The following is a 9614-nucleotide window of genomic DNA, read 5'->3' as shown; positions in this document are numbered from 1 at the left end:
GGTCGTGGGTTCGATTCCTGCCAGCCGCACCAGATTCAAGGGACTAGATGCAAATCTAGTCCCTTTTGTCTTTTTGGGTTTGGGTAAAACTGTTTTAACAGCGTTTTAGTGCCCGATTTAATGCAGACTCAGACAGAAGTGCGGTCTTCTCGCAGCATCTTGCTGAATAGTTCTGTGAAATACCTTTTTCAGTTTTTGCCATTGGATTCAAATTTAGAGGGAAAACTGGGTTAAGAGGGTTGATTTTATTCAAATTTAAAATAATCTAAGCCCTGGGGCTTTTCATTTTGCCTGAATCTCGCTATAATCTTGTTTTTCGCGGCTGTAGCTCAGCTGGATAGAGTACTTGGCTACGAACCAAGGGGTCGTGGGTTCGATTCCTGCCAGCCGCACCAGATTCAAGGGACTAGATGCAAATCTAGTCCCTTTTGTCTTTTTGGTGAGCGAAACTAACGATAGAAATATTTAGTCTTGATCTGCAGCATTGCTGCAGATGATTGATGCTTTGTTAGCTCGCGAGTATCAGTTCGCGTATATTCCAGCCCTCAGGGGCTGCCTGGTTGAGGGCGCTGCGCTTGACTTGCTGGTCTGGTATTTCTTCTGTCATGGACTGAATCAGGCGCTGCAGTTGTGCTGCATCCGGCAAGACCGTGCCCAGGAAAATCACCTGATCGCGATGCTGGATCAGAATGGTGGGGAAGTTTTCTATATCCACTTCATCCACCAGATGCGCCTGATCTTCTATGTCTATCCAGGCAAAACATTTGTCCGGATGCTTGCTCATCAGTTCATCAAAGGATGGTTTGTAGAAATTGCAGGTGTCGCACCAGGCAGCACACAGGCAGGCAACTAGCCAGTCTTTATTTGCCAGTTCAGCCTTTACTGAGGAAATGTCTTCGGTATTCATTGTCGAGTTCATCATGCAATTTTAAACGAAGTGATGATTTAAGGCGTGACTAAGGTGCGAGGTATTGCAAAGAGCCGGCCGTGAAATCGATGGAACACGGTAAAATACGCGCATGACCAGAATTTTAGCAATTGAAACCTCAACTGAACTCGCTACCGCAGCCATATTGACTGATAGCGGCATATTCATCCGCGAACTCAGCGGCGTACAAACACATTCCCAGGGTATTTTGCCTGCCATACAAGCACTTCTTGTAGAGGCCGGTGTGCGCTTGCAGGATTGTGATGCGATTGCCTTTGGCTGTGGCCCCGGTGCTTTTACCGGCATACGTACAGCTTGCGGCATCGTACAGGGACTGGCCTATGGTGCTGACCTGCCAGTCGTGCCAGTGGTGAGCTTGCTAGCCATGGCTGAAGCCGCGCGTGAGCAAGTTGCAGCAAATGAATTTGTCTGCATACTTGATGCACGCATGAATGAAGTGTATTGGGCGCAATATCGTTTTGATGATGCGGGCTGGGTAGAGGTAAGTGCACCTGCCTTGACAGGATTGGCGTCAGCATTGGCTGCCATTACGTTGGAAAATCCACATCTGGTACTGGGTAATGGTGTGTTCTTGCCAGAGTCGGAGCAGGCGCGATATCCAAGTCTGCTATGCATGCCCCATGCAAAACAAGTTGGCATACTGGGGCGACTGGATTTTGTTGCTGGTCATAGCCTGCCGGCAGATCAGGCGCAGCCTTTGTATCTGCGCAATAAGATTGCCCTCACTACTGCTGAGCGCGAGCAAGTCAAACTCCAGACTGCCAAAGCGCCAACGTAATGGAATTGGCTATGGATTTAAAATTGATCACACCGCATTATTGCAAGCTGGGATTTGCAGATGTAGACCGCATGCTCAGCATAGAAGAGCGGGTGTATACCCATCCCTGGTCACGTGGGAACTTTACTGATTCTCTTTCCAGTGGCTATGAAGCTTTTGGTTTCAGAAATACAGAACTGGATTTGTTTGCCTACTTTGTCGTCATGCCGATACTGGATGAATTGCATCTGCTTAATTTCGCAGTGGACCTGCCATGTCAGGGACAGGGCTACGCAAAATTATTGATGGACAAATTATTCGCCTACACCACTGAACATGCTCATGCCTCGATTTTGCTGGAGGTAAGACGCAGCAATACACGTGCCATTTCTGTGTATGAAGGAGCGGGATTTGCAGCGATCGGTGTGCGTAAAGGGTATTATCCGGCGCATGATAACCAGCGCGAAGATGCAATAGTGATGCGGAGATATGTTGATGCAGACGTTTGATACTCACAACCGGCAAAGAGCCTTGCATGAACTGGGTTTGGGCCCGATGTGGTTATTGCGGGCCGCAGAACCTGCTATGCCTGTGGCAGTAGCAGAAGCACAGGCTGAGCCCACTCCTGAACCTGTCCCTGTTCCACCGCAGACGATGACAAGTGCAGTCTCTCCGGTGAATTCAGCCTGGTCAGAGCCTGAAATTGAGCAAACAAAAAACTTGCCGCAAGTGCAGCCAGTAGCGCCAGTTGTTGAACGTGTGCCTGAGCCAGATGCCTGGTTGGCGAACGAAATCCCAGTTGATATGCCTGCAAACGAAGTGCAGCAAATCAGCCGTGAACCTGCAATTGCCTCCATGTCCTGGGATGAATTGCAACCCGTGGTAGAAAGTTGCCGTCAGTGCGGTTTATGTCATGGCAGGAAAAAAGCTGTATTTGGCACAGGCGACAAACAGGCTAAATGGCTGTTTGTTGGTGAGGGGCCAGGCTATAACGAGAACCTGCAAGGCTTGCCCTTTGTGGGAGCTGCCGGGCAGTTGCTTGACAATATGCTCAAGTCACTTGGAGTGCCGCGTGGTGAGCAAAGCTATATCGCCAATATCGTCAAGTGCCGTCCAACAGATGCGCAAGGCAAAGACAGGCCGCCGACCGCGGATGAAATTGCTGCTTGCCTGCCATATCTGCACAGACAGATAGACTTGATCAAACCGCAAATTATTGTCGCTCTGGGAAAAACTGCTGCAGTATCCTTATTGGGCCTGGATCTGGAAACACCTGTCGGGCAATTGCGCGGCAAGGTGCAGCAATTCAAGGGCATACCTGTAGTGGCAACTTATCATCCGGCCTATCTTTTGCGCAAGCCTGCAGACAAAGCCAAAGCCTGGGCAGATTTGTGTCTGGCCATTAAAGCGCTTCCGGCAAGTTGAAGCATATGGGGAGCGCACAAGCTGCATTTCATCACCAGTGGCAGCATCTCCATCATCCTCATGTACGGGCATTGGCCTGGATGCTGACTGCGCCGGGTTTGCTGGATGGGCACGACGCTCTCTGGCAAGGTACACTGGCGACCGCAGCATACACAGATATGCAAGCTTTGCCGCAATGGCTGGCTGAACTTGACAGCAATCCTGAACCCTTGCTTGATCTTTTGCGGCGCCATCCGTCGCGCCGCTTGGGTCTGTATGCTGAACGGCTTTATGAATTCTATTTGAATGCCCATGGCTTGTTGCATGCGCATGGTCTGCAAGTGCATGACAAAGGCGCGGGCACCATAGGCGAGTTTGATTTCCTGTTGCAGACCAATACCGGATTGCAGCATCTGGAACTGGCGACAAAATTCTATTTATATCATGCAGATGCGACTAGCTCTCCGGATTTATATGCATATCTAGGCCCCAATCTGGCTGATAGTCTTGGTGCCAAACTGCACAAGATATTAGGCCAGCAATTGCTATTAGCACGGCATCCGTTGGCACAACAAGTTTTACCGCAAGCTGTGCACAGTGCGCAGGCACTGGTTTTGGGCTGGTTGTTTTATCGCGATGAAAAAATAGTTGATTCCTTCATTGCTGATTATGGCCATATGGCTGGTCTGGCAACAGATCATTACCGCGGTGCGATATGGACGCAAGCAGAAGTGCAGGCACTGGATTTCGAATGTGCTTTGCTATTGGACAGGCTGGACTGGCTGGCACCAGCTCAGGTCGGCAAGGGGATGGCGCTGGATAAGGATACTGTCCTGAATAGCATGCACACCTATTTTACCAATGCCCATACACCGCTCATGCTGGCACTGATGCAGGAAGGTCAGGATGGCCTGGAAGTGATGCAGGAATATCGCAGGGGCATGGTGGTGCCCGATGACTGGTTTGAAGAGGCTGACGCCGTCAAACTGAAGCGCGCACTATAATCGCTGGCACGCGCCTCTTGGCTTCTTGATATGCGCCTCATCAGGCGCACTCTCTTCGCACTCTATTGGATTAATGCTTGTGCTCGCCTATCAGTGCCAGTGAGTCGTGTTCACGCTGATTGGCCGCATGTTTGCGCATCACGCCATAGATGGTGCTGGACACAAACAAACCAAACAATACGATGATGACCATGATATCTATCTTCATGGAGTTGAGCAGAGTGTAAAGCGCAAGCATGGTCAGGACTGACAGGTTTTCATTGAAATTCTGAACAGAAATGGAATGCCCGGCACTCATCAATACGTGACCACGATGCTGTAACAAGGCATTCATGGGAACCACAAAAAAGCCAGCCAGTGCACCAACCAGTATTAGCAATGGGTAGGCGATCCAGATGGAGTGCACAAAAATCATGGTGATGACTACCAGGCCCATGGCAACGCCCATGGGCATGACATTCAGGGATTTTTTCAATGGCACGAAGCGGGCTGCAGCTACTGCACCCAGTGCCACCCCTATGGCAACTACACCTTGCAGGATGGCGGCCTTGTCCAGCGTCATATGCAGGGATTTTTCAGCCCATTTCAAGACGATAAATTGCAGGGTTGCCGCAGTGCCCCATAGCAGGGTGGTCACACCGAGGGTAATTTGACCCAGTTTATCTTTCCACAGGATGGTCACGCACTCAGCAAATTCTGTTACCAGTTTGGCTGGATTGCGTTGCTGATGCTTGTAACGTGCACCAGTATCCGGAATGCGCATATTGAATAGCGCCGCCGCCGCATAACAGGCTGTGACCACACAAAGTGCTGCTTCAGATGGGGTAGTGATATTGAAGTCGATCAGCGGGAAATCAAAATTGATCAAAGCTGTAGATACTTTGGTATTCACCAGTGCGCCACCAAGTACCGTGCCAAAGATAATGGAAGAGACAGTCAGGCCTTCTATCCAGCCATTTGCTGCGACCAGTTTTTCTGGAGGTAGTAATTCCGTAAGGATGCCATATTTGGCAGGTGAGTATGCAGCAGCACCAAAGCCGACAACAGCATAGGCGATCAAGGGGTGCACATGAAAAAACATCAGGGCACAGCCACCGACTTTAATCATATTCGTGATGAGCATGACTTTGCCCTTGGGCAGGGAGTCAGCAAAGGCACCAACAAAAGGGGCCAGCAAGACATAGGACAATACAAAAAACAACTTCAATAGCGGTGGCATCCAATCGGGAGATTGCATGGACGTCAACAGTGCCATCGCGGCTATCAGTAAGGCATTGTCGGCCAGCGAAGAAAAAAACTGCGCCGCCATGATCGTATAAAAACCGCTCTTCATGCTTTATTCATGCTCTATGTATACCTGCTACAAAATGTCTCTGGCAGCTTTATACCATGAAAATTGTGCGGAATTAGTGAAATAAGGCAAGCTAATTGCTGAATACTGGTTAAAATATCAGTGTTTTTCTGGCTGGTATGCTTGCAGTTTGCGCTATTTTTATACTGCGCATGCCTCTTAAAATTTCCTCAGGTCTGAAGATGGCAAAAGCGAAAACCAATTTTACCTGCACTGAATGTGGTGGTATTGTTAATAAATGGGCTGGGCAGTGCCCGGCTTGCGGGCAATGGAATACTCTCGTCGAAACCATCGTCGAATCAGTCGGCAACCGTTTTAGCGCCAAACCCCAGGGCTTGGCACAATCCGCGCCTGTGTTGAATCTGGCTGAAATTGAGGCGCTGGATGTGCCGCGTTTTGGTACTGGCATCGATGAATTTGACCGCGTGCTGGGTGGCGGGCTGGTAGCCGGCGGCGTAGTGCTGATAGGTGGTGACCCAGGTATTGGTAAGTCGACCTTGTTGTTGCAGGCATTGGCCAACCTGGCACGCATAAAAAAAGTCTTGTATGTCAGTGGTGAAGAATCCGGAGCACAAATCGCCTTGCGTGCCAAGCGTTTATCACTGGATGCCAAAGACTTGCAATTGCAGGCCGAGATACAACTGGAAAAAATCCTCAATACTCTGGCTGAGCATAAGCCCCAGGTTGTGGTCATTGATTCTATTCAGACCATGTATTCTGACGCACTGAGTTCAGCACCAGGTTCAGTCGCTCAGGTGCGTGAGTGCGCCGCCCAGTTAACCCGCGTCGCCAAGACCATGGATATCACCATGATACTGGTTGGTCATGTCACCAAAGAAGGTGCACTGGCCGGTCCGCGCGTACTTGAGCATATCGTCGATACGGTCTTGTATTTTGAGGGCGATACCCATTCCAGTTTCCGTCTGGTGCGGGCGATTAAAAACCGTTTTGGTGCAGTCAATGAACTGGGTGTGTTTGCGATGACTGAAAAAGGTTTGAAAGGTGTCTCCAATCCTTCGGCTTTGTTCCTGTCCCAGCACGATACCCAGGTGGCTGGCTCTTGCGTGATGGTTACGCAAGAGGGGACGCGGCCCTTGCTGGTTGAGATACAGGCGCTGGTTGATAGTTCGCATGCCCCTAATGCGCGCCGCCTGTCCGTCGGTTTGGAGCAAAACCGCCTGGCTATGTTGCTGGCAGTATTGCACAGACATGCAGGCGTGGCGGCGTTCGATCAGGATGTGTTTATCAATGCCGTGGGTGGCGTCAAGATTGCCGAGCCTGCAGCCGATCTGGCCGTGCTGCTGGCGATTAACTCTTCGATGCGCAATAAGCCGCTGCCGCGCGGTCTGGTGGTGTTTGGGGAAGTGGGATTGGCGGGTGAGATACGTCCGGCACCACGTGGGCAGGAGCGCTTGCGTGAAGCCGCCAAGCTGGGCTTTTCCATTGCCATGATCCCGAAATCAAATGCACCCAAACAAAAAATCGAAGGCCTGACCATCATCGGTGTGGACAGGATAGAAGAAGCCTTATCCAGAATCCGCGATGTGGATAGCGAAATTCAGGATTAGATTTTTGCTGTCTTCAAGTCTTTGACGATAGCCTGGCTGGCCGCGATGCCGCTGCGTACTGCGCCTTCCAGTGTGGCAGGGTAATCGCCTTTGGTATAGTCGCCTGCCAGGTACAGACCAGCGTAAGCAGTATGATTATCTGGCCTGTCCAGGCCGGGTGTGCAACTGAAGGTGGCGCGCTTTTCTGATATGCATTGATGCCATATCGGCTGTGCCAATTCTGGCATGCCCAGGCTTTGTGCCAGTTGTGCGGCAATATCCATCGCCAGCTCATGCCGGTCGATTTCCGTGGCAGCTTGCGAGACACTCACAACCACTGCCAGCAAGCCAGCCTGGTCTGGTTGCAACTGACCACGGTCAAATACATATTGCCCCCATTTTTTCTGACCCGCATCGTCAAGCAGGGCCAGCATGGGGCGTGGCAGCTTCACGTTCGGTGCATATTGCAGATAACAGGTAGTGATGGGCTCGTAACTCATTGCAGGCAAGGGGATTGCCTGGTCTTTGGCTGGCAAGGTTGACAGTAACCTGTCTGCATTGGCGAAATCGCAGGCAAGTATGACTGCATCATAGGGCAGCAATTGTGCTTCAGCTTGCTTCAGTTCGATTTGCCATTTGCCATCTTCGTTTTGCAAAAGGCCTGTTGCGGTATGTGCAGGCAAAACTTGCCCGCGGTGAGCGCGTACGTAGTCTGCCGCTTTTTTGGGGAGGATACTACTCAGATCCAGCCGCGGTATCAGCATGTCAGAAGCGGCACGTTTCGCCCCAAGGCTATCCCGCAGCACATTTAAAAATACCTGGGCCGAGGCACGTTCTGGCGGCGTATTCAGGGCAGCAATGCAAAGCGGTATCCACATCAAACGGCATAACCGGGGTGTCTGATCAAAGCGATCCAGTAATTCTATGACGCTGCAATCCTCATTCAAGCGCCAGTCCATCCAGCGTGCGGTGGACGAGAACCTGGCCAGCGCCATTTTGTCAGCGAAGCTGAGACCACTGGATTTGATCAGCGCCAGCAATAAGTGCAGCGGGGCAGGCAAGCGTGGGGCAATGAATGACATGCCGTCTTCCAGCGCCGGATAGACCATTTGCAGTGGCAAGTTCAAAAGTGCCGTCCCGGTATCTACACCAACCAGTCGCATAAGACGCAGACTCTGGGTGTAGGCACCCAGCAGAATATGCTGGCCATTGTCCAGTTCTTGCCCATGCACGGTGACGCCACGCGCACGCCCACCCAGATTGCGGCTGGACTCGAATAATGTGACAGTGGCGCCTTGTTGTGCCAGTTCACAGGCAGCCGCGCAACCAGCCCAGCCAGCGCCAATGATGGCGACAGACTTGTTTTTCAGCGTATCTTTTTTAGCCACGGACGTAGGTTTTCCAGGCCAGCCAGAGTTTGCGTATTGGTGTCAGCGAAATGCGCTGATTCAGTACATGGAAGCCGTCACGCTGGATTTCCACCAGCAGGGCGCGATAAATTGCTGCCATGATGAGGCCGGTTCTTTGTGATTTGCGGTCTTCCCGTGGCAGCAGGGCAAAGGCTTCTTCATACAGTTTTTGCGCGCGCTCATACTGGAATTGCATCAGGGTTTCAAATTGCGTGCTATGGCGCGCATTCAGAATATCTGCTGCAGTGACATTAAACTGCTGCAATTCATTGACGGGCAGGTAGATCCTGCCTTTGCGTGCATCTTCACCCACGTCGCGGATGATATTGGTCATCTGGAAAGCCAAGCCCAGCTTTTCCGCAAACTCGCGGGTTTGCGGATTGGTGATGCCAAAAATACTGGCCGACAAAATGCCGACGACGCCAGCGACATGCCAGCAATATTTTTGCAGCGCGTTGAAGTCGAGATAGCGGGTCTGGTTCAAGTCCATTTCCATGCCATCGATAATCGCCAGCAGGTGTGCGCCATCAAGCTGGTATTCCGCCATATGGGGCAGCAGAGCCTTGGTTACCGGGTGCGTGGGTTGATTTGCCAGCATGGCCTGGACTTCCTTGCGCCACCAGCCCAGCTTGCTGCGCGCCACCATATCGTCGGTGCTTTCATCGACGACATCATCAACTTCACGGCAAAATGCATACAGGGCGGTAATTGCCCGCCTTCTGGCCTGGGGCAAGAACAAGAAACTATAGTAAAAACTGGAGCCACTTTGTGCAGCTTTTTGCTGGCAATATTCGTCTGGAGACATGCTGAATGAGTAATAAGTGGCGGCTGCTAAAGCCAAAAAAGTAGCTATGTTAACAAACTGTGGCAAAGCTCACAAATCTCTTGCGCCACATTGTGGCTGTGACTGAGGACTTTTCCTTAGTTTACAGTAGAAATGTGAATTTATTATTAATGAAGTAGGGAGTATTCGGTCTGCAGTCAATTTTCTAATGGCTTGGCAAGCTCACCAGCTTTGTATAAGAAGTGTATTTTGATGTCGGGATAGCGCCGTTTTATCGTAACATATTGTAATGAAAACGAAGAACTGCCTTCTTCAGCAGGACTAAACGTATAATAGGCGGCGCATTATAGAGCGATAGAGCACCATGAAAAATCGGTGCGGCTTTTGAAATAATTACTCATTCGGACGA

At 50.9% G+C, this 9614-nt stretch carries 9 protein-coding genes and 1 tRNA gene; 6 read left to right on the top strand and 4 right to left on the bottom strand.

Annotation, left to right across the window (positions count from 1 at the left end; translation table 11 throughout):
* The first annotated feature begins 318 nt into the window (after positions 1-318).
* Positions 319-395, top strand: a tRNA-Arg gene (locus tag AC07OI_RS24610).
* A 113-nt stretch (positions 396-508) separates the two neighbouring features.
* Here the strand turns inward: AC07OI_RS24610 and AC07OI_RS24605 are convergent.
* Positions 509-907 carry a thioredoxin family protein gene (locus AC07OI_RS24605; RefSeq protein ID WP_495259042.1) on the bottom strand — a complete coding sequence of 133 codons (399 nt, stop codon included), beginning with the start codon at positions 905-907 and terminating at the stop codon, positions 509-511.
* 112 nt (positions 908-1019) lie between these two features.
* On the opposite strand from AC07OI_RS24605, the gene tsaB reads away from it, so the two are divergent.
* Genes tsaB through AC07OI_RS24585 form a run of 4 tightly spaced genes read left to right on the top strand, consistent with a single transcriptional unit; the run spans position 1020 to position 4114 of the window.
* The gene (gene tsaB / locus AC07OI_RS24600; protein ID WP_495259041.1) at positions 1020-1727 is read left to right on the top strand and encodes a tRNA (adenosine(37)-N6)-threonylcarbamoyltransferase complex dimerization subunit type 1 TsaB; all 708 of its coding nucleotides are present in this window, start codon (positions 1020-1022) and stop codon (positions 1725-1727) included.
* 11 nt (positions 1728-1738) lie between these two features.
* Complete coding sequence (gene rimI / locus AC07OI_RS24595; protein ID WP_495259040.1) at positions 1739-2215, top strand: ribosomal protein S18-alanine N-acetyltransferase; 477 nt, start codon at positions 1739-1741, stop codon at positions 2213-2215.
* Positions 2202-3131 (top strand): uracil-DNA glycosylase, encoded by a 930-nt coding sequence (locus AC07OI_RS24590; RefSeq protein ID WP_492708997.1) that lies wholly within the window; start codon positions 2202-2204, stop codon positions 3129-3131. Before rimI ends, AC07OI_RS24590 begins: the two co-directional genes overlap by 14 nt.
* A gap of 5 nt (positions 3132-3136) precedes the next feature.
* Positions 3137-4114: a DUF1853 family protein gene (locus AC07OI_RS24585; RefSeq protein ID WP_495259039.1), complete on the top strand. Its 978-nt coding sequence runs from the start codon at positions 3137-3139 to the stop codon at positions 4112-4114.
* Positions 4115-4184: 70 nt separating this feature from the next.
* Here AC07OI_RS24585 and lplT read toward each other — a convergent pair whose 3' ends face one another.
* Positions 4185-5447 (bottom strand): lysophospholipid transporter LplT, encoded by a 1263-nt coding sequence (gene lplT, locus AC07OI_RS24580; protein WP_492708993.1) that lies wholly within the window; start codon positions 5445-5447, stop codon positions 4185-4187.
* 200 nt (positions 5448-5647) lie between these two features.
* Between lplT and radA the strand changes: the two genes are divergently transcribed.
* Positions 5648-7033 (top strand): DNA repair protein RadA, encoded by a 1386-nt coding sequence (gene radA / locus AC07OI_RS24575; protein WP_495259038.1) that lies wholly within the window; start codon positions 5648-5650, stop codon positions 7031-7033.
* Here the strand turns inward: radA and hpnE are convergent.
* Positions 7030-8400, bottom strand: a complete 1371-nt coding sequence (gene hpnE / locus AC07OI_RS24570) for a hydroxysqualene dehydroxylase HpnE (RefSeq protein ID WP_495259037.1) — start codon at positions 8398-8400, stop codon at positions 7030-7032. The two genes, radA and hpnE, sit on opposite strands and share 4 nt — an antisense overlap.
* Positions 8393-9226, bottom strand: coding sequence for a presqualene diphosphate synthase HpnD (hpnD, locus tag AC07OI_RS24565; RefSeq protein ID WP_492708988.1), 834 nt, complete (start codon positions 9224-9226; stop codon positions 8393-8395). The genes hpnE and hpnD overlap by 8 nt, the downstream gene beginning before the upstream one ends.
* Positions 9227-9614 lie beyond the last annotated feature (388 nt).

It is taken from the genome of Undibacterium sp. GW821-FHT07F11 (assembly GCF_059418665.1).
Note: the sequence above shows the minus strand (reverse complement) of the source record. Positions and strands in the feature narration are given on the sequence as shown.